We start from the raw sequence: 24,420 nt of genomic DNA, 5'->3' as shown, positions 1-24,420 counted from the left end.
GTCATTCCAGGAGTGCGACGTCGACGGCTGCCGGAGGCGGGGCCGGGATCGCCACCCACAGCACCGCCAGGGCCACCATCGCGGCCCCGAACGCCACGGCCCCGCGGCGCCCCCGCGCCCACCCGGCGCGGAACCGGATCGGATCCTCGACCAGGTGCTTGGAGAGGGAGGCCGCCGCGACCGACACGGCCCCCACGGTCGCGGTCCAGGCCCACCCGTCCAGGCCGGTGCGCTCCGGCGAGAGGAGCACGATCACCGGCCAGTGCCACAGGTAGAGGCTGTAGGAGACCAGCCCGAGCCACCGCAGCGGCCGCCAGGAGAGCGCGCGAGCGACGGAGGTGCGCGGCGCCTGCGCGCACAAGCCGATCAGCAGCGCCGAGGCCAGCGAGTGCGCGAAGAGCCCGCCGGTGAACAGCCACAGGGAGTCGGTGCCGTCCGCGACCAGCCACAGCGCGGCGATGCCGACCGCCAGGACCGCCGCGGCGGCGCCCGCCCACCGGCCGACCGCGCGCGCCAGGGCGGCGCGCACCGGCCCGGTCGCGACCATCGCCCCCAGCAGGAGGGAGAACGCGCGGGTGTCGGTGCCCATGTACACACGGGAGGGGTCGGCCCCGTCGACGAGGAGCACCATCAGCGCCAGCGAGACGGCGGAGGCGAGGGCGGCCGCGACCGCGATACCCCCGTCGGCCCGCCGCGCCCCGCGCCTGCGCCGTGCGAGGTGGGCCACGGCCACCAGGACGAGCGGCCACACCAGGTAGAACTGCTCCTCGACGGCGATGCTCCACAGGTGCTCGAACACCCGCTCGGCCCCGAACCGGTCCCAGTACCCGGCCGATTCGGCGAGCAGGTGCCAGTTGACCAGGTTGGCCTGCACCCACGGGCCGTCGGAGAGCATGCTGCGCACCGTGTCCGGCGGCGCGAACGCCCGGACCAGCAGGGCCGCACCGGCGAGCATCACCGCGAGCGCGGGGAAGAGGCGGCGGATCCGCCGTCCCCAGAAGGCCGCAAGGGAGACCGAGCCGGTCGCCGCCGTCTCGCGGAGCAGCAGGTCGGTGATGAGGTAGCCGGAGAGGGCGAAGAAGAGGTCCACCCCGAGGAACCCGCCGGGGAGGCGGTCGGTGTGGAACAGCAGCACCCCGAGGATCGCGGCGCCCCGCAGCCCGTCCAGGGCGGGAAGGTAGGGCGCCCGCGCGGGCGCGGACCGGGAGGCCCGGTCGTCCCGGGCCGACTCGACAAAGGTCATGGGGCCGACGGTGCCGCCCCGGTGTCCGAGCGCCGTGTCCGCCGTGTCCCGGTCGTGTCGCAGTCGGTCCCGCCCCCGATGATCTCGGGAAGAACGACGCTACAAGCGCGGTTTTAGCGTCGTTCCTCCCGAGACCAACAACGGAGGGGAGCTACGACAGCTCGTACACCCGCCCGGTCTGGCCGCCCTCGATGGAGCGGACGTAGGCCTGGGCCACCTCCATGACGCCCACCGGCGGCACCCCCGGGAAGAAGTCGCCGTAGTGCGGCAGGCTCTCGGTGAACACCGTCGGGCTGACCGCGTTGATCCGCTGCGGGGCGATGTCGATCGCCGCCGCCCGCACGAACCCTTCGACGGCGCCGTTGGCCATCGCCGCGGCGCTGGACGTCGGGATCGGGTCGCGCCCCAGCACACCGGTGATCAGGGTGAACGACCCCCGCTCGGCCACATGCGCGATCCCCTGGCGCACCAGTTCGATCTGGCCGAGCACCTTTCCGCGGAAGGAGGAGGCGTAGTCACCGGCCGCCATGTCGGCGACCGGGTTGTAGACGACGTCGCCCGCGGCGCTCGCCACCGCGTCCAGGGCGCCCGCGCCGCCGTACAGCGCCGGGTCCCCGTAGAGGGCCGCCACCTGCTCCGGGTCCGCGACGTCGTAGCGGAGTCGGCCGGTGGAGCGGCCGACGGTCACCACCTCGTGTCCGCGATCGGCCAGCGTCTTCTCCACGGCGGTACCGAGCCTGCCTGCGGCTCCGATCAGAAGGATTCTCATGCGGGGACGGTACGGCGGTGGGGCACCGGGAGGGAAATGCTTGTTGCGCAGGATCCATACGCTGGGCGCATGGATATGACGGGCACGACCGGCGGGAGAACCGCCGTGGAACTGCGCCACCTGCGCGCCCTCGCCGCCATCGGCGACGAGGGGACGGTGACCGGAGCGGCCGAGGCCCTCCGTCTCAGCCAGCCGTCGGTGTCGCGCACCCTGGAGCAGTTGGAGCGGGCGGTCGGCGTCCGCCTGGTCGAGCGCACCACCCGCAGCCTCGCCCTGACCGAGGAGGGCCGACGGCTCTGGGAGCACGCCCACGCCATCCTCAACCGGCTCGACGCCGCCCTGGCCGAGGTGCGGCCGGGGCCGCGGCCGTTCCGGCTCGGCATCGCCTGGGCGGCCTTCGGCCCGCTCACCGTTCCACTGCTCCAGGAGTGGCGCGGCGCCCACCCGGAAACCCCTGTGCGCATCCACCGCCGCAACGACCCGGAGGAGGCCCTGCGCCGGTCGGAGGTCGACGCGGCGCTGCTTCGGACCGCGCCATCGACCGCGCCCGGCGTGCGTGCGCTGCCGCTGCTGCACGAGCGCCGGGTGGCGGCCCTCGCCGAATCCGACCCGCTGGCGGCCTCCGCCCAGGTCCACCTGGCCGACCTGGCCGAACGCGACGTGGCCCTGTGCACGACCGCGGCCACCACGGGCGTGGACCTGTGGCCGGAGGGGCGCCGCCCGCGCGCGGTCACCGTGGCCGACGTGGAGGAGTGGCTGTCCGCGATCGCGACGGGGGAGGCCGTAGGCGTCACCGCCGAGGGGACGGTGCACAGCCACCCTGCCCCGGGCGTCCGGTACGTCCCGATCACCGACGCGCCCCCGGTGCAGGCCTCCATCCTCTGGCCGGAGGAGCCCACCCACCCCGGGACCGAGGCGTTCGTCGCCCACGTCTTCCGCACGGTCCGGTGTCGGAGTTCGTCCACCCTCTGATCCCCCGCTTCACCGACCGCCGCCCTCAGGAATCCGCCAGGCGATACGGGTCTGCTGATCACGAAGACGGGAACATTCCCATCCGACCGCGTGGCCGCGCGCCGCTCCACCGGATGCGATTCCCCGGTTCCCGCGTCCGGTCCGGTTCTGCGCGCAGGAGCGCCCTTGGTCGTTCCCCTTCAAAGCAGTGCTTCGCAGTGAACATCGCAGCGCAGAGCTTGTGCGGTCTCGCTCGGAAAGGCAGGAAGCACACCTGAGCGGCCCCGACCTGCGTTCTTCCTCTCGGATCAGCTCACCGGTCGGTCGGGGCCGCCGGGAAACGCTGCGGTTCCACGTCCTTCAGCAGGTCGTCTGTGAACGCGTTCCATGTGTGCGCCGCGGCCTCGGTCCCCGACCGGCCCTCGGCGGCGACGGTGCCCCCGTCCGGGCGGAAGACGTCCACGGCCACCGAGTACGACGGGGTCGCCCCCACGAACCAGGCCGATCCCTCGCCGGTCCCGTACCCCCCGGACACGGCCGCCACGTCGTGGGCCGCGGCCCGCCCCTCGATGAGGCCGGGGGCACGCGCCGTGGCCTCGGTCATCGCGTGCACCGTCGCCCGCGCGGCGGCCGGGTCCACGGCGGCGGCCCCGTCGGCCACCTCGTCGGCGTCCAAGGGCATGCGCACCTCGCCGTCCCCGGTGGCCACCTCGGTCACCATGTGCGCCGGGCGGTGGACACCGTCCGCGGCCAGCGTCGCGTACCCACGGGCCTGGTCCAGCGCGTTCACCTGGAAGGTGCCGACGGCGATGCTGTTCTCCACCGCGGCGGTCTCGAACTGCTCCGGAGCGATTCCGGCGGCCGCGGCGGTCTCTGTCACCGCCTCCGGACCGATCTCGTCGGTGAGCCCGACGAACAGCGCGTCGTCGGCGTCGGGATCGCGGTGCAGCAGCCCGCCGGTCCCCGTGCCGATGCCGGGGCCCCGATCGGCGAGGGCGTCGGCGGGGACGCCTTCGGAGGAGCCGTCGGCAGCGTGGAGGGCCTCGATGTCGGCCGCTCTCGCCTCCGCCATCAGGCCGAACACGTCCTCTCCCTGCTCGGCTGCGGCCGCGAGCACGTACGGCTTGAACGCTGGGCCCGCCTGTGTGCGGTCGGTCAGCGACGGGTCGGTCTCCTCCACGAAGTTCGCGCCGCCGTTGAACGCCACGATCTCCCCCGTCGCCGAGTCGATCGCGACCAGCCCCGCCCGGGTGCCCTCGGGCGCCCCCGCGATCCCCTCCTCGGCGGCGGCGTCGGCGGCCTCCATCAGCCGCCGGTCCAGCGACGTGCGCACCACGTACCCGCCGCCCGCGATCTCCGCGTCGGACATGCCGTACCGCTCCCGCAGCTCCCGTTGGACCGCCGCCTTGATGTACCCCCGGTAGCCCGTGAGCCGGTCCTCGGGGCGGTAGTCGCGGACCTCTGGGAACTCCAGCCGCTCGGCCTCGGCCGCCGATAGGCCCCGGTCCGGGTCGTCCTCGTGCATCGCCGCCATGCCGTCGACGACGTACCGCCAGCGCTTCTCCAGGACCCGGTCGGCCTCCCGGTCGGCGCCGTAGTTCTCGAAGTTGCCCGGCTGCTGGATGACCGCTCCGATGAACGCGCCCTCGGCCCGGTCCAGCTCCTCGGCGTCCTTGCCGAAGTAGGCCTGCGCCGCCGCCTGCACGCCGTAGGCGTTGCGGCCGAAGTAGATGGTGTTCAGGTAGGTGGTGAGGACCTCGTCGCGCGGCATGCTCCGGGCGACCTTCACCGCGATCAGGATCTCTTTGAACTTGCGGGTGAGGGTGCGCTCCTGGGACAGCACGTCGTAGTAGTTGCGCGCCATCTGCTGGGTGATGGTCGAGCCGCCGCCCGCCGTGCCGCCGGACAGCAGCGCGCGGGCCATCCCGGCCGGGGACACCCCGGGCTCGCTGTAGAAGTCGCGCTGCTCCGCGGCGAGGACGCCGTCGACGACGGTCTCGGGGATCGCCTCGCGCTCGACGGGGATGCGGTGCAGCTCCCCGACGTTCACCGCCTCGCCGCCGTCGGCGTAGGTGATGCTGGTGCCCTTGAGCTCGGCGGCGGCCTGCGGCTTCAGGTCCGCGGGGCCAGGGGTGCGCAGGTAGGCCACGCCGACGGCGACGGCCCCGGCCACCGTGCCGACGCTGAGGAAGACGACCGCCGTGCGCAGCGCGACGGCCAGCGCGGAGCGCGTCCCCCGCCTCGGTCGGCGCCGGTGCCCGACGCGTTCGGCCCCCGTGTGCTCCCGCCGGGCGCCCCCGGGACGGGGACGCCTCCGCCGGGCGCCCCGTCCCGCCCGCTCCTCCCGGACGCGGTGCGCGCCGCGCACGTGGTCGGCCCGCCTCCTGTTCCCCATGCCGTCCCTTCCCCTGGGGCCGTGGATGCCGGGAAGGGACTCTCGCGGGCGAATGTGATGGTCTTGTGAGGGAGCTGTGGTGGTTTCGTGTGCTGTGTATCGTTACGGGGCGTTCGATGCCGCCGACCCCCGAGGGAGGCCGCCCCGTGGGCGCCCGCGTACTCGTCGCCGAGGACGACGTGAACCAGGCCGAGCTGGTCCGGCGATACCTGGTGCACGAAGGCCACACCGTCGCCGTGGTCCACGACGGCCTGTCCGCCCTCGACCGGGCCCGCGGCATGGGTCCGGACCTCCTCGTCCTCGACCTGATGCTGCCGGAGGTGGACGGCCTGCGGGTCTGCCGCACGCTCCGGGCCGAATCCGACCTGGCGGTCCTGATGCTCACCGCCCGCTCCACCGAGGACGACCTGCTGACCGGCCTCGACTCGGGCGCCGACGACTACATCACCAAGCCGTACAGCCCCCGGGAGCTCATGGCACGGGTGCGCACCCTGCTGCGGCGGGTCGAGCGCACCCGTCGGGGCGACCCCGCCGCCACCCCCACCGGCGCGAACGGCGCGGACGGCGAGCGGGTGCTGCGCGTCGGCCCGGTGGCCGTGGACCCCGCCCGGCACGCCGTGCACGTCCGCGGGGCGTCCGTGGAGTGCACGCCCGGGGAGTTCCGGCTGCTCGCCGTGCTGGCCGCACGCCCGGAACAGGTGTTCAGCCGGTCCCGGCTGCTGGAGGCCGTGCACGGGATCGACCGGTACGTCACCGAGCGCACCATCGACACCCACGTGAAGAACCTGCGCCGCAAGCTGGAGCGCGACCCGCGCCGTCCGGTGCTGCTGACCACCGTCTACGGGGTGGGGTACCGGCTGGGGCCGGGGCCGGAGGCCGGACATGCGGCGCGGGGCTGACCGCCGCCGCCCCGGAGGCGCCCCGCGCGCCCGGGTCCCCCGCCTCGCCCGGCTCCGGCACAGCCTGCTGGTGCGGGTCCTGGCGGGCGCGGTGCTGGTGGCGGTCTGCTCGATCACCGCGACCGCGTGGCTGGCGGTCCGCGGGGTGTCCGGGGAGATCCGCAACGCCGAGGGGCGGTCCCTGGCCGCCGACACCCGCATCCACGGCGAACTGGTGGGGTTCGCCGCCACGCACACCACGTGGCAGGGGGTGGGGGCGCGGGTGAGCGGGCTGGCCGAGGAGACGGGCCGCCGCGTCGCGCTGACCACGCAGGATGGGACGGTCATCGCCGACTCCCAGAGCGGTGAGGCGTTGCCCGCCACCGCCGCGTCCGTGGTGGACCCGCTCGCGGTGGACGTCACCCTCGGGGGCGCAGGCGAGGAGCAGGGCGACCGCATCGACCCGCGCGTCATCGGGCCGTACGCCCTCGATGAGGAGGAGCGCGCCGACCTGGAGCGCGGTGCCGTCGATGGGGCATCCTGCCTGCGCTCGGTGTTCGGGCTCGAGGCCGAGGCGGGCGAGGGGGCTTCCGGGCGCCCGACGGTGCTGGTCGACGGCGAGCCCCTTGTCGCCGACACGCACGGCGAGATGTGGTTCGAGTGCGGGCTCGACGCGTCGCTCGGTCCGGTCGCGTCCGAGGAGACCGCCCTGGAGGACCTGAGCGGCCGGATCGACGGCTGTCTCCGGGGCACCGAGTACGCCTCGGCCGGTTACGCGCTGGACCCGATGTGGGCGATGGCGGGGAACGTCCCGGTCCCCGGGCCGCTGCCGTACGGCGCCCCGGTCGGGGCGGACCCGGGCGGCGATACCGGCGGGGGCGAGGCGACACGGTGGCCGCGGGGCGAGACCGGTCGGGACACGGGAGCTCCGGTGCCGGATCCGGTCCCACCGACCGCGGACACGGGCGCGGGCGCGGGGGAAGGCGCGGGCGCAGGGGCACTGCCCGAGGAGCAGGCCGCCGCCTCCGAGGTCGCGGAGTGCATCGACTTCGGTCGCCGCGAGCAGCTCAGCACGTCCGTCGCCCCGGCCGCGGTGCTCTACACGGGCGAGCCGGGCGCGGACGGGGGCGTCGCCGGGCCGATGCTCTCCCGCGACGGGCTGCTGCGCATCTCGGGGGTCGTGCTGCTGATCCTGGTGCTGACGGTGGCGGTGAGCGTCGTGCTGTCGCTGCGCATGGTGCGCCCGCTGCACGCCCTGACCGGCGCGGTGCAGCGGATGCGCGACGGCGAGGAAGGGGTCGCGGTGCGGGTCCGCGACTCCGGGGAGATCGGGCGGCTGGCGGCGGCGTTCAACGAGATGTCGGAGCACCTGCAGCGGGCCGAGGAGCAGCGCAAGGCACTGATCAGCGATGTCTCGCACGAGTTGCGCACACCGCTGAGCAACATCCGCGGCTGGCTGGAGGCGGGGCAGGACGGCATCGCCGAAATGGACGAGGAGCGGCTGTCGGTCCTGGTCGAGGAGGCGGTGCTGCTGCAGCGCATCATCGACGACCTGCGGGACCTGTCGCTGGCCGATGCGGGGCGGCTCCGGCTGGCGGTGGAGCCGGTCGACGTGGGGGCGCTGGCGCGCCGGTGCTCGGCGGGGCACGCGGCACGGGCCGGGGCGGCGGGCGTGGAGCTGGCGGTCGACGCCGCGAAGGGCGCGGTGGTGCTCGGCGACCCGGCCCGCCTGCAGCAGGCCGTGGGGAACCTGCTGGAGAACGCGCTGCGGCACACGCCGCCGTCGGGACGCGTCGGGATCCGCGTCCTCAGGGCCGGTGGCACAGTCCCGGGTGACGTCCTGATCGAGGTCGCCGACACGGGCCACGGCATCCCGGAGGAGGACCTGCCGCACCTGTTCACGCGCTTCTGGAGAGCGGAGAAGTCGCGGAGCAGGCAGGCGGGCGGCAGCGGCCTCGGCCTGGCGATCGTCGACGGCATCACCCGCCTGCACGGCGGCCGCGCGTCGGTACGGAGCACCGTGGGGGAAGGGTCGGTCTTCACGCTCCGGTTCCCCGCGCACACACTTGACCTTGACACCGGCGTCAACGCTTAACGTTCACCTCGGAGGGAGGAGGGCCATGCGGATCGGAGAGCTCGCCGCCCGGGCCGGGGTCAGTACCCGGTCGCTGCGCTACTACGAACAGCAGGGGCTGATCACCGCCGGGCGCGCGGCCAACGGGTACCGCGAGTACGCCGAGTCGGACGTCCGGCTCGTCCGCGAGATCCGGGCGCTGCTGAACGCGGGGTTCTCGCTGGACGACACCCGCCCCTTCGTGGCCTGCCTGCGCGCGGGGCACCCGGCGGGGGACGCCTGCCCGGAGTCCGTCGCCGTCCTCCGCCGGAGGCTCGCCGAGATCGACGAGCGGATCCGGTCCCTGACGCGGCAGCGCTCGGAGTTCGCCGCGCAGCTGGCCCAGGCGCCCGCCTGCGCCATGACCGCCTTCGAGGAGGGCACTGATGATCACCGTGACGACGGAGGACTTCGAGGAGCAGGTCGCGCGCAGCGAGCGCCCGGTGCTGGTGGAGTTCTGGGCTGACTGGTGCCCGCCGTGCAAGATGCTGGCCCCGGTCCTGGACGAGATCGACGCCGAGTACGGAGAGCGCCTGACGGTCGCCAAGATCAACGGCGACGAGGAACCGGAACTGGTGGCCCGGTTCGGGGTGATGGGGTTCCCGACGATGACCCTGCTCAAGAGGGGCGAGGAGGCCCACAGGATCGTCGGAGCCCGCCCCAAGCGCCGCCTCCTGTCCGACCTGGAGGGGCACTTCTAGGAGGTCCCCGCACCCGGCACCCCGCCCCGGGCGGAGCCCCCGCCCGGGGGATGCAGCGGCGGCCCCGCGGCACCCGTCGCAGGCTTCTCCCTGTGCTCCCAGTTCGGGACCAACATCCTGCCGCCCCGAGGACTTCGGTCCGCTCAACCCGTGCGAGCAGGGTAAATGCAGACGGATCGGTTGCCACTGTTACGCATGCGGCGCAGACTGGGAGGACTTCCGCCGACCGCCTCCCGGTCGTTCCCCCCCGGAGAGCACGAGGTACTCCGATGGAGAACACGATTCGGCTCCGCGTCTCCTGCGATGTCTTCAACGAAGACCTCGCCTCGATGGTGGACGGGCTGCGGGAAGAACTCGACCACCTGGACGTCGACGATGTCCGTCCCCTCTCCGCGGGCCCGCCGCCGCCGGGCGCGCGCGGGGACTGGGCTTCGGACGCCTCCGGCCTGGCCGTGATCGCCGCGAAGTCGGCGGGCGTCCTTCCTTCGGTCATTGAGACGGTCCGCGCCTGGCGCCTACGGGCCAGACCGCGCCCCTCCGTCCGCCTGGAGATCGACGGCGATGTCCTGGAGATCTCGGAGGCCACCGACCACCAGGCCGCCCGCGCCGTGGACCTCTTTCTGCAGCGGCACGGTGGCGAGCCCTCCCGGGCAGAGCCGTGACCGGCGTACGCCGGGCGCTGGTCGTGGCCCAAGACGACTACGACAATGCCGATCTCACCCGGCTCCACTCCCCCGCGCAGGATGCCGCCGCGCTGGCGCAGGTCCTTGGCGACCCGGCCATCGGAGGTTTCGAGGTCGCGGTGGTGCACGACGCCCCCTCCCACGAGGTGGCGCGGCGGGTTGAGGCCTTCTTCGCCTCGGGAGGGCGCGAGGACGCCCTGCTCCTGCACTTCTCCTGCCACGGGCTGAAGAACCCCCGGGGCGAACTGTTCTTCGCCGCACGCGACACAGAGCCGGAGCTGCTGAGGTCCACGGCCGTCCCCGCACAGTTCGTCCGCCAGTGCATCCAGGCCTGCCGGGCGCGCAACTCCGTCCTATTCCTCGATTGCTGCTTCGGCGGGGCCTTCCTTGAAGGAATGGGGCTGCGCGCCTCCAACGACGCACATGTGCTCGACACCTTTCCTGAGGAAGCGATGGCCGGCGGCCGGGGTTGGGCGGTGGTGACGGCGTCGAACGCGATCGAGTACGCCTTCGAGGGCGGCCACCTCGCCGAGGACGCCCCGCCGACGCCGTCGGTGTTCACCGGCGCCTTGGTCGACGCCCTCACGACGGGCGAGGCCGACATGAACGAGGACGGGCTGGTCTCACTCGACGAGCTGTACGACTACCTCTTCGAGCGCGTCCGCGCCGAGAACCCGAACCAGACCCCGAGCTGCAGCATGCACGTCCAGGGGGACGTCTATCTCGCCCGGAGCACGCTCAACCACCGCGTGCTCAAGAGGCTCTCCGATGACCTGGTGCAGAAGCTCTTCGACAAGGACCCCGCAGTGCGGCGCCAGGGACTCGGCCGCCTGGAGGCGATGGCGACCGGGGCCGACACCGAGGCTGCCGACCGTGCCCGCGAGGCCCTCATCTGGATGACGGAGCACGATGTGGGGGCACTCAAGGCCGACGCCCGGCATGTGCTGGACGGCCTGTGCATCGCACCGCTGCCGGGCGTCGTGAGGTTCGGGCGCATCGCCCAGGGATCTCCCCCGCCGACGCGGACGGTCCGGCTCCTCGGACCGCCGCTGGCACGAGAGTGCGAACCCCACCCGCACTCCTCCGTGCTGCGCGTCGAGCGGCAGCCCGACGCCCCCGATGACCTGATGGTCACCCTGGACACGAACCGCCTCGGGGCCATCGACACTGCCGTGACGCTCTCCGGGCCGACCGGGGAGGCCGAGGTGATGGTGACCGCCGAGATCGTGCCCGCTGCCAGAGCGGATGCCCCGAGGGCGGTGCCCCCGAGACCGGCGTCGGGCGCCGTTCCGCCAGCGGGGGCGGCACCTCCGACGGCGTCGCGGCCGCGCCCGGTCGGACCGGCCGTGGCCCCGGCCCACGTGCCATCCGGCCCACATCCGCCCGTCGGCGGGGTGGGGCGCCCCGCTGTCGGACCGCACACGACGGCCGCCTCTCCCGGTCCCCCTCGCCGACCTGCCGCAGGGCGGCGCGTAGGAGCGCGCCTGATCGATTTCCTCCTGGTCGGGGCCACCGGATGGTTGTTCGGCACCATCGTGGGCGTGACGATCACCGACCTCGGCACCCCCTCGGGAGCGGAGACCGACCCCAATGCCCCCCTCTCCCAGCCTTTCGACTTCCTGATGACCCTGTGGATCTTGGTGTTGCTCTTCGGTTGGGGGGCGCTGATGTTCCTCTACGACGCCCTGCTGCTCGGAACCCAAGGACGCACGATCGGCATGGCCGCGATGGGGATCTGCGTGGTCGATGCCTCCAACGGGCGCCGCCCGGACCGGCGGCAGGTGGTGATCCGGGCCGCCGTCTTCGGCCTACCGCAGTCCATCCCCGGGCTCGGGCACCTGTTCGTCCTGGTCGAGTCCTTGGCGCTGATTCCCGACCCTCGTAAGCAGGCCTTCCATGACCGCCTCGCCAGGACGCAGGTCGTGTTCCCGACCGAGAGATCCGACCAAGGGCCCGTACGGCACTGAGAACGGCCTTCCAGGGCCAGGGGCGATCCCTCCGCTCGTGACTCTCAGCTCCTCTGACCTTCTACGAGCGAGGCAGGCACGGGCGGGGTTCCCCGTGCATCTACGCCAAGCGGCCGGGGGTGCTCTACGACGCAGCACTCGCGGTATTCGGCACAGTGTGGCGCGGCAGCCCCACGCCGGTGGAAAGCGCTAGATGAGGGGCGCTGCCGCCAGCCCACCGACCCGATCCACGTCCCTGACCTCCGCGCCTGTGACTGGGCCTACGCCTCGATGCCCAGATCCCCCATCAGCTTCCACACGGCGGTGGAGGGGTTGCTGTAAGGCGGGTACCTCTTCGCTCTGGCGCAGGCCTCTGTCAGGCCCGGCGCGAAATGGGCGAACTGGGTGCCGTTGCCCTTTCTCCAGTGAGGAACGGCCTTCTTCAGCTCCTCACCGACGGCCTGGGCCGAGCGGCCGGACACCGTGGTCCGGTGGTGCAGCAGCAACCACACCTCGAACGTCGGATTCGAGACGGCGGGCCCCACCCCGTCCTGCTCCGCCTGCTCGCATAAGCGCCGGACGTCGTGGCCGTCGGCATCGAAGACCGCCCACACCTGTGAGTACTCCGCGCGCGACTTCGCCTTGCGGGCGTGGTCGACGACCTTCTCTCGCTGGGGCCTCTTCGCCCTCTCCGGGAGGAAGGGATGGATCTCCCGCCTGTCGCTCTCCCGCAGTCCGGTGAAGTACGCGTGCTCCGTCTCGCCTTCGCACACCACCAGAATCCGGCGCCGCTGTTCCAAACCGCCGCCTGACCGCCTCAGGGAGGTCCGGCGGGAGAAGCGCGCCGAACCTGTGGGCCTGATGGGCCTATCCGGCCTATTCGAAGAGGCCTTGTCCTGGGCCGTCCTTCTCGGGGCCATCCTGCTCCTCGGGGGGGTGGACCGGCGCGGCCACCGGTCCCCCGGCGACCTCAGGGATTGCACCGTACCTTCCCGTGAGGTAGGCGAGCGCCGGGTTCTCCCCTTCGTCCCGGAAATCGCTCAAGGAGTAGAGGCGTGTGGCTCCCTCCTTGTCCTTCTCCACGAACCAGGCCTCGTCGCGGTCCAGGACCTCCCCGCCCCTGATCCAGCCGAGGAGCGCGGTGTCGTGGCTCGAGAAGACGAGCTGCGCCCCCCGTTCGTTGACCCCGCGGTCCTTGAACATGTCGATGATCTTGGCCGACAGGTGCGGATGCAGGTGGGAATCGAGTTCGTCGACCACCAGCAGGGACCCCTTCCGGAGGACGTCGAGCACCTCCACCCCCAGCGCGAGGAGCACCCAGGTGCCGTCGGACTGCTGGTCGATGGTCAGCGGCTGCGACTCTTCACCGCCCGTTCGGTGGTGGAAGAGCAGGGCGGCCTCCTCCTCGGCGACCTTCTTCTTCCTGCGGCGGGAGGCGCTCTGCTGCTGCATCCTCGGAACGTTGCTGTCCCAGGGATCCCGAGCCGGTCTCTCGGGGACGTCGAAGTCGAATGCCAGCTGCTCGAATTCGAGCTCCACCGATTCGATTCCGGTATCGGCCGCCCGGATGAGCTCCTGCAGGCGGGTCAGGACCCCCGGCTCCGCGATGCGGCGCAGCAGGTCACGCCGGTCCTGTTCGCGCCCGCCCCTGCTCCGCCAGTGGCGGCAGTGCGACGCGAACCAGTTGTAGACCGGGCGGGCGATCTCCAGGCGCGTCCGGGCGGCCACGGTGAGGAACAGGGTGTTCACATCGGTGATCTCCTGAACCTGGCGCACCGTCTCCGGGAGCGAGGGGTGGAAGGTGAAGTGGTCTCCTTCGCGCTCGAAGAGGGCGGTCGGCCTGCCGTCATCCAGAGACCAGTACAGCCATTCCTCAGCGACGCCTTCGTCGTCGATGGTGAAACCGTAGGTGTGGTGGACCCGCTCGATCAGCAGGTCGACCGCGTAGTGGGAGGGCTCCTCCCGGCACCGGGGACTCAGTGCGAAGGGGTCGCGGGCGATCCCGCTCCCCGGCTCGCCCATCTCCATGGAGGAGCGGACCAGGCGGCGCATGAACCCCAGCGCGTCGAGGACATTGCTCTTGCCGGAGGCGTTGGGGCCGAAGAGGCCGGCGACGGGTAGCGGCTCGGGCACTCCCCCCTCGTCCGCGTCTTCACGGTCGGCAGGAACCAGCAGGAGTTGCTGCTCCTCGCGCAGCGAGCGGTGGTTGGCGACTCGAAAACTCAGGAGCATCTGCTCGCCTTCCCCATCGGACACCCGCCCTGTTCAGCACTTACCGTAACCGAGAGCGACTCACAGTGAGTCCTCCTCGATGCGATTCTCCTGCTTTCCCGGCACAGACTACAAAGTCCATCATTCCCATTTTTGTCCGCTTTGGGGAAGAAGGGGGATCCGGAGGGTCTACAGCGTCAACGGGCGGCGGCAGGAACGGAAGTGCCTCGCCAAGGCAGAGCCGGGATCCGGGCGCTGAGGTCGGGGTGGGCGGCCGTTCACACGGCGCTGACTCGCGCCGGACGACCGGCCGACGGGAAGGTAGGCCCCGTGCCCTTCTAAGGCTCCGGCGTCATGGGCGGCACGGGAAGATCGACGATGCGGGCAAGAGCGGCTGTGACGGGAGCGCTGTGGCCGGGCAGGTTCCTGGAGGACCAATCGGCCGCCAGCGCAAGGAAGTCGACCAGGTCGCGCTCGACGCCGGTGAGCAGGTTGGGGAGTTCGGTCACGCGCAGCTCGATCACCGGGCTGTCGCTCAGCTCGGCGTTGACGGTGAGCCGGACCGTGTCGCCGAAGCGCTCCGCGATCGGTGACACCGGGGGGTGGCCGAATCCGAGCACGCTGCCGTCTTCGACCAACCGGTGCCAGTCGCGCCACTCCTCCAGACCGTCACAGCAACCGGGCTCAAAGGTGACGCCTGTCGAACGGTCGGTGACCCGCAGTCCGCCCGCCGCGAGGGGGTCCTCGTAGGTCAGCAGTCCGCGAAGGACCGAGTCGAGTGAGGCGGCCGGTTCAGGCGGCCGTCCGCCGTCGGGGCCGATGCTGTTGTAGTTGGCGATGCACATCACGGCCGTGCCGACTTCGGCGGATGAGAGGTCGCCGCTGAGGGGTAGAAAGCCGAACGGCTCGAACTCGGCGACCGGCCAGAGGTCGAAGCCGTCGGGTGCGAACGTCTCCAAGGCGGGCTGCATCACGATCACACGGCAAAGTGTCCCTCGCCCCGTACCCGTCACGCCTTTCGCACGGCTACAGCGTCAGTGGGCGGCGGTAGGAGGCGTCGAGGTTCACGATGGGGTGGGTGGGGGGAGCGGCGGGGCCGTGGGCGGGCGGGGTCGGGCGCCTGGTGTACCTGTGCGTCCTCCGGTACCACTCGTTGGCGCCGGCCATCCATGTCTTCAAGGCCTCCACATGCCTGTGGACGGACTCGCGCGTGGCGGTGTCCGCGGAGAGGCGGTCGAGCATGCCGGGGAGAGCTGTCTCGGCCTCCTGGAAGTCCTCGATCCCCGCGGTGAACGCCGCGTAGGCCACGTCGACCGCCTCCTGAACCGTGCAGTCCAGGAAGCGTTCGGTCGCCAGCACACCGTTGCACACCTCCCCCTCCTCCTCGGTCTCCATCCGGTAGGAGTGGATGTCGTTCCGGATCCCCGCCGTGTCCGCGAAGGCCTCGCGCATCGTTCGCAGGGGGGCCGAGCGGAGAACGGCGGTGGGAAGGTCGAGGTCGGGGGATCCGGGCATCAGGGCGATGGACAGGTCCGCCCCCGACGTCGTGCGGCGCATCTCCCCGTGCTCGACGGGGTCCGGCGGCCTTCCCCGAACGATGTTGTCCAGCTCCCACAGGTTCGCGCCGGCGAAGTCCGCCACGGCGGATCGAAACCGGTGGCGCAGGGCCTCGGGCATATCGGCGGATGTCTTGTGCCATAGGGACGTGATGGCGTGCTCGATCGAAGAGAGAGAAGAGAGAGGGGAATGGGTCGGTGGGGTTGAGGAAGGGATCGGCATGAGTTCGGGGACGCGCTCTACGAACGCGCGCGCTGCGGGGACGTCCCGCTTGGCCTTATAGGCCGCCACGAAGTGGTCATCGATCGCCGCCAGGCACACGTCCCACAGGGCCGCCCTGCACACCTCCTCCTCGCTCGCGTCCGGCCGCGTCAAGGCCGTGAAGAGCGGCCGGTCGTCGGCGGTGAAGGTCGCGTCGGTCCAGAGGGGCGGGGCCAGGAGACCGGTTTCGCGCGCCCAGTTCCGGGCCTCCCTGCGGGCCGTGTCGACGTGCGGGTTGATGCGGTGCGCCCACGGCTGCTCGAACGGCGGCAGGCGAAAGGGGTGGTCCAGGGAAGGAGGCAGGAAGGTCGGGGAGTGGGCGTGGGGATGGGGGCGGAGCGTCGGGCCGATGAGGACGGGCGGCGGGTGCGGGGCGGGGCCCGTCGGGACGCCGCTTCCCCGTTGAGCGGTCGGACGGTACCGGCCGGTCCGCTCATGCCACTCGACCGTCCCGGCCTGCCAGTCCTGCAGCCCCTTCACGTTCACCGCGATCGCCGCGCACTCCCCCGGCGTCAGCCCGTGGTCGGCCACCCACGCCGGGGCCTCCGTCGCCGACATCTCCTCGAACCTGCGCATACGCGCCGTGCGCACCCGGTTCACGAGCTCGGCCGCCTCCTGGGGGGACCGGTGCAGGAAGCGCTCCACCGACATCACCGCGTTGTCCGGCCTCCCCTCCTCCTCGATCTCCTTCCGGTAGGAGTACAGGTCGTTCGCCAAGTGCGCGGCGTCGGAGAAGCACGCCCTCAGAGAGGCGAACCGCGGCGTCCTGAGGACCCGCTCGGGCGGCGCCCCCGGGGACACGAGCCCCACCAGGTGCGTCGCCCATGTGGCGGCCCCTGAGGTCCGCCGATCGGCGAAGAGTTCGAGCGGGTGCGGGATGTCCCCGCCCGACCGCCCCTCCCGCTCGGCGGCGGACCTGATCAGCGCGCGCGTGGCCGCGGCGAACCCGTCCCGCCAGGCATCGGACGCGATCGCGGCGGTGCGCGGCCAGAGGTCGGACAGCCCGGCTTCGGCGGCAGAGCGTGGGGAGGGGGCGTGGTGGCCGCCGGACCCGGCGCCGCCGATGGGGTCGACGAGGTGGAGGAGGCGGTCCCGCCCTTCCCCGCCCGCGCCGGATCGGCGTTCGCCGCGAAAATGGGCGGCGAGGAAGAACAGCCACGTGTACCACTGGGTGAGCAATTCGAGTTCCGCCGCCGAGGCGTCGGGATGCGCGTAGGCGCCGAGGAGCCCGGCGTCCAGGGCGTCGAATTCGCTCTCCGGCCACTCCCCGCCCGCACGGCCGCCCGGCCCCGCGAGCATGCCCACCCCTTTGGCCCACTCCTTCGCGCGGGTGCGGGCCGCGTGGACATTGACGTTCAAGCGCGCCGGATAGGGGCGGTACAGGTCGGGGACGACATAGGGCTGCGCCATGGGCCCGGCTCCGCTCTCTCCACGGGACTCCCCTCCGCAGTCAACCCTGCTCGGAGCGCATACACCACGTCAACGAGAACGGAGATTAACGGGACGTTGTGCCGATTCTCCCGGTAATGGACGAAACCGGGATGCGGTCGGACCGGATCGCGCCCGACCGCGGGCGGCCGGCGGCGCGGAAATGTCGACAAATCGACGGATCGACAGGGAGACACGCCAACCCGGAACTCTCAGGACGACTTTATCGGTTCCCCCCATTCCGTGGGAAGGTTGACCGAAATCGGAGCCGCGCCCTGCGCCGTCCCACACGCCCCCTATGCCGGGAGCGCCACCGACGCCTCCGCCGTGTACGCCAGGAACGCCAGCGTCTCCCGCAGGTACAGCCGCACCTGGGTCGCGTCGTGGTCCAGGTAGCCGATGGACAGGTCCTCCCCCAGGCGCATCTCGAAGTCGCCGCCGCGCGCCGACACCAGCAGGCCGCCGACGAGCGCCGGGGCCCACACGACGCCCCCGTCGACGATCTCCTTGATGTGGTCCCGGACCGGGTACCCGTGGATGCTCGTGTCGGACACCGCCGTGTACGCGTCCGCGTCCAGCAGGAGCGTGTACGGGCCGCCCACGCCCTGCTCCCGCAGCGCGCGCAGCGCCCGTCCGACCGCGTCGGGGTACTCGCGCACCGATTCGGGCAGCGGGACCGGCTCGTTGGAGGAGCCCGGGACGATCCCGGTGAACCCGGCCGCCTCGTAGCCGCTGAAGACCACCGTGTCCTCGGCGAGCGCCATGCCCGCGACGGCGTCCTTGACCGGCTGCCAGTCCGCGTCCTTCGCCCCGCGCTCCACCGCGTCGACCTCTTCGCGGGCGAGCACGAACGGGATCTCCAGCTCGACGACCGGGACCGACCCGCGCACGCGCGCGAGCACCTCCTCCCCCGGAGGCGCCGCCGGGGAGGAGCGCCCCGTCCCGACGGAGGCCAGCTCCGGCCCGTCGGGCTCGGGCACGTCCACCACCTTGCGGGCGGCCGCGTGGCGCCGGAAGGTCCGCCGGGCCTCCTCCTCGATGTCGGCCCAGGCGGCGCCGGAGACGGGCGCCAGCCACCGGTGGAGGTTGTCTCGCGTGCTCATTCAGCTCTCCTCTCCGCTCATGCCTCTCAGGCCGCCGATGCCCAGGGACGCGCCGCCGGACCGCTCGCGCGGCGGGTCCGGCATGTCGTCCAGGAAGTCGAGCGTGGGGACGTGGAACAGCCCTCCGGTGAGGGCCGTGGAGAAGTCGAGGATCCGGTCGTAGGTGCCCGGCGGGTCACCGAGGAACATGTTCTCCAGCATCCGCTCGGTCACGTCCGGCGCGGACGAGTAGCCGAGGAAGTAGGTACCGAACTCCTCGTCGCCCACGCGCCCGAACGGCATGTTGTGCCGGACGATCTTGCGCTCGGTGCCGTCCGGATCGGTGATGGTGTTCAGCGCGACGTGCGAGTCCGCGGGTTTCACGTCGTCGTCCATCTCGATGTCGGTGAGTTTGGTGCGCCCGATGACCGCCTCCTGCCGCTCGGTCGTCAGCGCCTCCCAGGCCGCCATGTCGTGGACGTACTTCTGCACGACCACGTAGGAGCCCCCGGCGAACGCCGGGTCCTCGTCCCCGATGCGCACCGATTCCTCGGCCTCGGTGTCGGTGGGGTTCTCCGTGCCGTCGACGAACCCGAGCAGATCGCGCTCGTCGAAGTAGCGGAACCCGTGCACCTCGTCGATGACCCGCAGCGACGGCCCCGCCGCCGCCATGAGCTGGTAGGCCAGCTCGAAGCACACGTCCATCTGCATGGCCCGGATGTGGAACAGCAGGTCGCCGGGGGTGGACGGGGCCCGGTGCGCCCCGCCGTCCAGGGCGCGGAAGGGGTGCAGCCCGGCCGGGCGCGGGCCGGTGAACAGGCGGTCCCACACCGCCGAGCCGACCCCGGCCACGCACGCCAGCCCGCTGCCCAGGTTGCGGAAGCCCACGGAGCGCTGCAGGGCCTCCAGCGACCCCAGCACCTCGCGCGCCCCCTCCTCCCCGCCGGGCGGCACCACCGCCGTCAGGAAGATCGCGGAGCGGGTCAGCGGCGCCAGCACCGGCTGCGGCCGGGGGCGCCCGGAGGCGCGGGGCATGGGCTCTCCTCGCGGTCGGCGGCTCCGCCCGCGGCGCGGGCGCGTCGCCCGGCCCGTACCGGGCGCGTCCCCACCGGACCTACCCGCGCCGGGTCAATGCCGGGTCGGCCGCGGCCCGCCCCCAGGTCAAGGCGGTCCCGTGCGCCCCGTTTCGCCTCCGCCCGCCGATGTGCCCCAGGATTGTCCCCGCACGCGTCCCCCACGAACGATCGGAGATCACCCGCATGGCGCGGAAACGGATCCTCGCGGCGGCGGCCCTGGCGGTGTCGGGCGCCCTGCTGCTGAGCGGTTGCAGCGGCGACTGGTCCGACTGGTTCGGGGGCGGCCCGCCCCAGGTGCGGGAGGAGTTCCCCTACACGAAGGAGGGGCGCATCTTCCAGGACACCGGGCAGGACAACGAGATGCGCTTCTCCATCACCGGGTTGGAGCGCACCGGCGAGTACACGGTGATGTACTACGAGGTCTCCTACCCGGAGGGCTTCACCGGCGCGAACCGCAACCTGAGCATGGCGCACACGCTGGTCGACTCGGTCACCGGGCGGGTGTGGCGCGAGTACTTCGACGCCGACGGCCTCAAGTACGGGTCGGTCAGCCCCAACGGGGACGGCCTGTACCCGGTGCACGACGGCGTCACCAACGAGTACCGGCGCTACTTCCCCCGCCTCCCCGACGAGGTGGAGCAGGTGACCTTCGTCGGCAGCGGGCTGGGGGCGATGACCGGCATCCCCGTCCAGGACGTTGAGGAGGAGCGGGCGGACCCGCAGGACCCCAACGGGCCGGACCACCTGACCGTCGACGACCCGCCGGCCGACGGCGAGAACCTCGTCTTCGAGAACCGGCGCCCCGGGGAGGACGCCGTCGCCGAGGAAGGGGCGGTGGAGAGTTTCGTGGACTCCGAGATCGCCTCCACCACCCGCGACGGCGACACCGAGACGATCTCGCTGCACTCGGACGTGATGTTCGAGTTCGACGAGTACGAGCTGACCTCCCAGGCCGAGGGCGTGGTGCGCCAGGCGGCCGCGTCGCTGGCGGCCAACGTCGACCCGGACGACCCGGCCATCACCGTCATCGGGCACACCGACGGCAAGGGCACCGACGCCTACAACCAGACGCTGTCGGAGAAGCGCGCGGAGACCGTCCGCGACCTCCTCGTCGAGGAGATCGGCGACGACTACACCTACGAGGTGGAGGGCCGCGGCAGCAAGGAGCCGATCGCCCGCGAGGGCGGCCCCGACGATGAGCAGGCGCGCGCCCGGAACCGGCGGGTGGAGTTCTCCTACACCGTCACCCGCCCGGGCGAGGACGACGTCGAGGAGGAGGACCAGTCGGTCGACGGCGGCCTGGGCGTGGCCGACCGCCACGTGAACTGGCCCGCCCCCTTCAGCGACGACCCCGGCGGCACCGCGGCGAGCACCGAGCGGGACGGCGTCCGGCTGGACGTGTACCCGCTGGTGCGGGACGGCGCCTACGTCATCGGGACGGTGGAGCTGACCAACACCGGCGACGAGGCGGTGCTCCCGGACATGGGCGGCCTCGAACAGAAGGTCGCGGGCGGCCCCGAGCAGTTCAGCGAGGGCTCGCTGGGCGGCTTCCAGCTCCTGGAGCCCGAGACGGGCCTGGTGCGGTACGTGGCGCAGATGAACTTCGGCGACGGCCGCTACGACGGGTTCGCCGAGGAGGTGTACCGCCTGCAGCCGGGCAACACCTACCAGGTGGTGGCGGTGTTCCCGGCGCCGGGCAAGGACGTCGAGGAGCTGGACATGCGCGCCGGCCCCTTCGGGGTGCTGGAGGACGTGCCCGTGGAGGGCTGAGGCGCTCCTCGTTGATCTCGGGAGAACCGACCCAACGAACGCGGTTTCAGGGGCGCTCCTCCCGAGATCAACGCGGGGTCAGCCCGCCTATCCGCGCGGGCTCCTAGTCGGTGACGATCCGCTGCCCGGCGTCGAGGGCGATCCGCTCCAGCTCCTCCTGCTCCAGGCCGCCGCCGGTCGCGGCGGCGGCCACCCGGACGTCGCCGGGCAGGGTGAGCAGCACGTACCGGGTGGTGTCGCCCGCGGTCGCCAGGTACTCCAGCTCGCCGCCGACGGCGTCGGCGTCCTCCGAGTGGTAGGTGTCGCCGTAGACGTCCACGTCGACCTCCCAGTTGGCCTCGGGCCCGCCCCCGGTGTCCTGCAGCACCTGGGTGAGGTCGGCGGTGTCGGCGTTGAGCGCGTACACCACGGCCACCGAGGCGCCCTCGCCCGACCAGACGCAGCCGAGCCGCTCGGCGCCGTCGGCGCCCTCGATGGCGCCGCTCTCCTCTTCGAGCTGGGCCCCCGCGGGGACGCTGCCCCCGACGGCCTCGGCGGCGCCCGCCTCGGCGCAACTCGCCGGGAGGGCCGCGGGCGCCTCGGCCTCCTCGGACGGCGAGGCCGAGGGGACCATCGCGCCCAGGTCGGGCAGTTCCAGGTCGCCGACCCCGTCGCCGACGTCGCCCCCGCTGCAGCCCGCCAGCAGGACGCCGACGGCGGCGAGGCATCCGGCGGCCGCGGCGGCGCGGGCGGGGCGGGGAATCGGCGTGACGCGCATGGGGGACTCTCCGGCTCGGGACGGCGGCCGCGCGGAGGGCGTCCGGCGGCCGGGGGACGGCACACCGCACGGTAGCAAGAAGCGCCCGGAGGGGCGTTCCCACGCGGGTCCGGGGCCCGGACGCACAGCGGGTGCGCCCGGGGCCCGGACCGCGCCGCTCCGGCCGGTCCACCGGGTGTGGACGGATCGCCGTGCCAGGTGGCGAACACCCGGGACGCGGCCCGGAACGGGTCGGGAAAGGATTCGTCGCGTGGGACGGCCCCCGCCGCGGGCGCGCCCCTGAGCCCCCTCCTCCCCGGTGGCGGCGCCCGTTGACGGCGCCGCCCTTCCGATCACCCCACGTGAGCGGAACCGTCGCCGCACAGCATCGACCTTCCCATGTTCAAATGTCAACATTCTTCCGGCACACGTACCGGATCCGGCCAATTCCCGGACTTCCGGAACCCGCGGGCGGCCCAGGGGCGCACCCGCGGACCACCTCGGCCGCGACGGAGGGTGAGGAGCGGAAGGGAGGGGCGGACGGCCTGCGGGGACCGGTCCGGAAGCGCGTCAGAAGGGGCGCCAGCGGACGGAGGGGTCCCCGTTCCTGAGCGAGGCCACGCGCCGCTCGAACTCGGCCCGGGCCCGGGGGTCGCCCGGAGCGTGCTGCGCCACCCACGCCGCGCTCGCGGTCTCCCTGGCGCCCCGGAGGACCGCCGCGCCCTCCCACTCGGAGACGTCCCACCCGTAGGTGCAGGTGAAGGCGCGGTACTCCTCCTCCGGCATGCCGAAGCGGTCCCGCATCAGCCACATGACGACGAGGTCGTGCTCGCGCATGTCGTCGGCGACGGTCTCCAGATCGACCAGGACCGGCCCGTCGGGGCCGACGTGCACATTGCGCAGCAGGGCGTCGCCGTGCACCGGGCCGGGCGGCAGCAGCGGCGCCAGGCCCTCCGACTTCTCGGCGAACGCGTCGCGCCGCCACGCCAAGTAGTCGGCGTCGGCGGGGTCGATGTGGCCCTCGGCGGCGGCGAGCCAGCGCCCGACACCCGACAGCAGGTCGCGCGGGGGCAGGGGGAAGGGCGGGCGCCCGAGTGCGTGGACGCGGCGCAGCAGCCCGGCCAGGTCCGCGCCGCCCGCCGGGCGCACCGGGTCGGGGAGGCGGCGCCAGAAGGAGACCGGGTGCCCGTCGACCAGTGCGGGCTCCGGCGCCCCGTCCGCAGGGCGGACGGCGGGGACGCCTTCGCGGGCCAGCCAGGAGGCCACGCGCACTTCGCGCCGGGCCCGCTCCAGCAGCCCGGCGTCCCGTCCGACGCGCACGACGACGCCGGGGCCCTCCAGGGCGAACACCGCGTTCTCCCCCAGGGCGATCTGCTGGGCTCCCTGGGAGGGCAGGCCCGCGTCGACGCAGGCCCGTTCCATTACGGAGCGGGCGGTGGCGCTGTCGAAGACCTCGTGCATGTCCCGCGACACTACCGGCGGGGCTCGAAGCGGATGAACGGGAGGCGGCGCCCGGCTTCGCGGAAGTCGGCCTCACTCCCGTCGACGCGGAACCCCATGAAGCCCGCCAGCATTCTGGCGGAGCGCGGGTGGCGGCCCGCGTAGCGGGCCATGGCCTCGGCCCCGGCTTCGGGGTCGAGGGGGTGCGCGGTGACCTTCATCCGCTTGTTGCCGACCTGGATGACGGCCTTGGGCTCGGCGAGCAGGTTGCGGTACCAGTCCGATCCGGGGCCGAACCCGGAGCAGACGGTGTAGGCCCCCTGGGCGGCGTCGCGGTCGACGACCTCCACCACCGTCCGCCGCACGAGCCCCGACCGGCGCCCGACATGGCTCAGCATGAGGAAGCGCCCGCCCATGAGCCACCCGAGGTTCCACCGGTACAGGTGGACGGGCATACGGTACAGCGCCCGCGCCACCCCCGACGGCCGCTTCGGCTTCCCAGTCTCCTCCATGGCTTCCCCCTGCTTCCGTCTTTTGGCGGGAGGCTATACCGCGGGACGTGCCCGCTCCGAGAGGCGGCGGGGCGGGTCCCCCACGTCCTTCCTCGAGCCCCCGACCGGCCCCTCCGTCGTTGATCTCGGGAAATTCGACGCTACAAGCGCGGCTTTAGCGTCGAATTTCCCGAGATCAACGGGGATCCGGACGGTGCCTAGAGGTGGGGGCGTTCCGGGGGGAACTCGGCCCAGGTGACCATGGTGCCCGTCCCGTCGAGGGGGGAGCGGCCCCATTCGCTGCTCAAAGCGGCGGCCAGGAACAGGCCGCGGCCGTCGGGGCGGCTGAGGGTCGGCGCCAGGACGCGGGCGGCGGTCGCCGGGCGGTCCGAACGGCTCCCCTGGTCGACCACGCTGAGGCGGATCGGGCGACCGTCGCCCCCGGACAGCTCCACGGACACCTCACCGCCGGGCTCCCCGGAGGCGGTGTGCCGGACGGCGTTGCCGAAGAACTCGCTGACGACCACCTCGACGGCGTCGGCGGCGTCCGGAAAGGGGCGCATCACCGTGCGCACCCACAGCCGCGCCTCGCGGCACTGCTCGGGGTCGCCGGGGAAGGTCCGGCGCGCGTCCAGCGCCGGGGCGTCACCGACCATGGACGTGGCGTCTCCGGTCTCGTTCATCAGGCC

General features: G+C 72.8%; 21 protein-coding genes. 8 read left to right on the top strand and 13 right to left on the bottom strand.

The genetic code is table 11. The features are described 5' to 3' along the window. Nucleotide 1: 1 nt before the first annotated feature. Nucleotides 2–1,243 (bottom strand): acyltransferase family protein, encoded by a 1,242-nt coding sequence (locus tag O4U47_RS02510; RefSeq protein WP_270675785.1) that lies wholly within the window; start codon nt 1,241–1,243, stop codon nt 2–4. A gap of 151 nt (nt 1,244–1,394) precedes the next feature. Continuing rightward, a complete protein-coding gene (locus O4U47_RS02505; RefSeq protein ID WP_270675783.1) occupies nt 1,395–2,012 on the bottom strand; it encodes a short chain dehydrogenase in 618 nt (205 codons plus the stop codon). Between the two features lie 69 nt (nt 2,013–2,081). Here O4U47_RS02505 and O4U47_RS02500 point away from each other — a divergent pair, with 69 nt between their 5' ends. Then, nucleotides 2,082–2,984, top strand: a complete 903-nt coding sequence (locus O4U47_RS02500) for a LysR family transcriptional regulator (protein ID WP_270675781.1) — start codon at nt 2,082–2,084, stop codon at nt 2,982–2,984. A gap of 292 nt (nt 2,985–3,276) precedes the next feature. Here the strand turns inward: O4U47_RS02500 and O4U47_RS02495 are convergent, their stop codons facing one another. Next, the gene (locus O4U47_RS02495; RefSeq protein ID WP_270675780.1) at nt 3,277–5,358 is read right to left on the bottom strand and encodes a transglycosylase domain-containing protein; all 2,082 of its coding nucleotides are present in this window, start codon (nt 5,356–5,358) and stop codon (nt 3,277–3,279) included. A 146-nt stretch (nt 5,359–5,504) separates the two neighbouring features. Here O4U47_RS02495 and O4U47_RS02490 point away from each other — a divergent pair, with 146 nt between their 5' ends. The 6 genes from O4U47_RS02490 (at nt 5,505) to O4U47_RS02465 (ending at nt 11,700) form a co-directional block, all read left to right on the top strand. Next, on the top strand, nt 5,505–6,257 hold the full coding sequence (locus O4U47_RS02490) for a response regulator transcription factor (protein ID WP_270675777.1): 753 nt from the start codon (nt 5,505–5,507) through the stop codon (nt 6,255–6,257). Next, the gene (locus O4U47_RS02485) at nt 6,241–8,331 is read left to right on the top strand and encodes a sensor histidine kinase (RefSeq protein ID WP_270675775.1); all 2,091 of its coding nucleotides are present in this window, start codon (nt 6,241–6,243) and stop codon (nt 8,329–8,331) included. The genes O4U47_RS02490 and O4U47_RS02485 overlap by 17 nt, the downstream gene beginning before the upstream one ends. A 25-nt stretch (nt 8,332–8,356) precedes the next feature. Beyond that, entirely contained in the window at nt 8,357–8,815 is a 459-nt protein-coding gene (locus O4U47_RS02480) for a MerR family transcriptional regulator (protein ID WP_270675773.1), read from the top strand. Further along, on the top strand, nt 8,736–9,050 hold the full coding sequence (gene trxA, locus O4U47_RS02475) for a thioredoxin (RefSeq protein WP_270675770.1): 315 nt from the start codon (nt 8,736–8,738) through the stop codon (nt 9,048–9,050). The genes O4U47_RS02480 and trxA overlap by 80 nt, the downstream gene beginning before the upstream one ends. 269 nt (nt 9,051–9,319) lie before the next feature. Then, nucleotides 9,320–9,712 (top strand): effector-associated constant component EACC1, encoded by a 393-nt coding sequence (locus O4U47_RS02470; RefSeq protein WP_270675768.1) that lies wholly within the window; start codon nt 9,320–9,322, stop codon nt 9,710–9,712. Beyond that, complete coding sequence (locus O4U47_RS02465; RefSeq protein ID WP_270675766.1) at nt 9,709–11,700, top strand: caspase, EACC1-associated type; 1,992 nt, start codon at nt 9,709–9,711, stop codon at nt 11,698–11,700. Before O4U47_RS02470 ends, O4U47_RS02465 begins: the two co-directional genes overlap by 4 nt. A gap of 260 nt (nt 11,701–11,960) precedes the next feature. On the opposite strand, the gene O4U47_RS02460 is transcribed toward O4U47_RS02465, so the two are convergent. The 6 genes from O4U47_RS02460 to O4U47_RS02435 form a co-directional block, all read right to left on the bottom strand. Further along, a complete protein-coding gene (locus O4U47_RS02460; protein ID WP_270675764.1) occupies nt 11,961–12,479 on the bottom strand; it encodes an RloB family protein in 519 nt (172 codons plus the stop codon). Nucleotides 12,480–12,555: 76 nt separating this feature from the next. Next, entirely contained in the window at nt 12,556–13,911 is a 1,356-nt protein-coding gene (locus O4U47_RS02455) for an AAA family ATPase (protein ID WP_270675762.1), read from the bottom strand. Nucleotides 13,912–14,228: 317 nt separating this feature from the next. Beyond that, nucleotides 14,229–14,861: a hypothetical protein gene (locus O4U47_RS02450; protein ID WP_270676015.1), complete on the bottom strand. Its 633-nt coding sequence runs from the start codon at nt 14,859–14,861 to the stop codon at nt 14,229–14,231. A 55-nt stretch (nt 14,862–14,916) separates the two neighbouring features. After that, a complete protein-coding gene (locus O4U47_RS02445) occupies nt 14,917–17,118 on the bottom strand; it encodes a terpene synthase family protein (protein ID WP_270675760.1) in 2,202 nt (733 codons plus the stop codon). A gap of 314 nt (nt 17,119–17,432) precedes the next feature. Continuing rightward, nucleotides 17,433–18,239 (bottom strand): family 1 encapsulin nanocompartment shell protein, encoded by an 807-nt coding sequence (locus O4U47_RS02440; RefSeq protein ID WP_270675758.1) that lies wholly within the window; start codon nt 18,237–18,239, stop codon nt 17,433–17,435. After that, nucleotides 18,240–19,253: a Dyp-type peroxidase gene (locus O4U47_RS02435; protein WP_270675756.1), complete on the bottom strand. Its 1,014-nt coding sequence runs from the start codon at nt 19,251–19,253 to the stop codon at nt 18,240–18,242. Between the two features lie 224 nt (nt 19,254–19,477). On the opposite strand from O4U47_RS02435, the gene O4U47_RS02430 reads away from it, so the two are divergent. Continuing rightward, the gene (locus O4U47_RS02430; RefSeq protein ID WP_270675754.1) at nt 19,478–21,064 is read left to right on the top strand and encodes an OmpA family protein; all 1,587 of its coding nucleotides are present in this window, start codon (nt 19,478–19,480) and stop codon (nt 21,062–21,064) included. A gap of 103 nt (nt 21,065–21,167) precedes the next feature. Here O4U47_RS02430 and O4U47_RS02425 read toward each other — a convergent pair whose 3' ends face one another. The 4 genes from O4U47_RS02425 to O4U47_RS02410 form a co-directional block, all read right to left on the bottom strand. Continuing rightward, nucleotides 21,168–21,821 carry a hypothetical protein gene (locus tag O4U47_RS02425; RefSeq protein WP_270675752.1) on the bottom strand — a complete coding sequence of 218 codons (654 nt, stop codon included), beginning with the start codon at nt 21,819–21,821 and terminating at the stop codon, nt 21,168–21,170. 549 nt (nt 21,822–22,370) lie between these two features. Beyond that, the gene (locus tag O4U47_RS02420) at nt 22,371–23,261 is read right to left on the bottom strand and encodes an aminoglycoside phosphotransferase family protein (RefSeq protein WP_270675750.1); all 891 of its coding nucleotides are present in this window, start codon (nt 23,259–23,261) and stop codon (nt 22,371–22,373) included. Between the two features lie 11 nt (nt 23,262–23,272). Then, nucleotides 23,273–23,752, bottom strand: coding sequence for a nitroreductase family deazaflavin-dependent oxidoreductase (locus tag O4U47_RS02415; RefSeq protein WP_270675748.1), 480 nt, complete (start codon nt 23,750–23,752; stop codon nt 23,273–23,275). Nucleotides 23,753–23,949: 197 nt separating this feature from the next. Continuing rightward, nucleotides 23,950–24,414: an ATP-binding protein gene (locus tag O4U47_RS02410; protein ID WP_270675746.1), complete on the bottom strand. Its 465-nt coding sequence runs from the start codon at nt 24,412–24,414 to the stop codon at nt 23,950–23,952. Between the last annotated feature and the right edge of the window lie 6 nt (nt 24,415–24,420).

The sequence above is a fragment of the Nocardiopsis suaedae genome (assembly GCF_027706745.1).
Classification (GTDB): domain Bacteria; phylum Actinomycetota; class Actinomycetes; order Streptosporangiales; family Streptosporangiaceae; genus Nocardiopsis_A; species Nocardiopsis_A suaedae.
The sequence above is the reverse complement of the archived record's forward strand: the minus strand, read 5'-3'. Positions and strand labels throughout refer to the sequence as shown.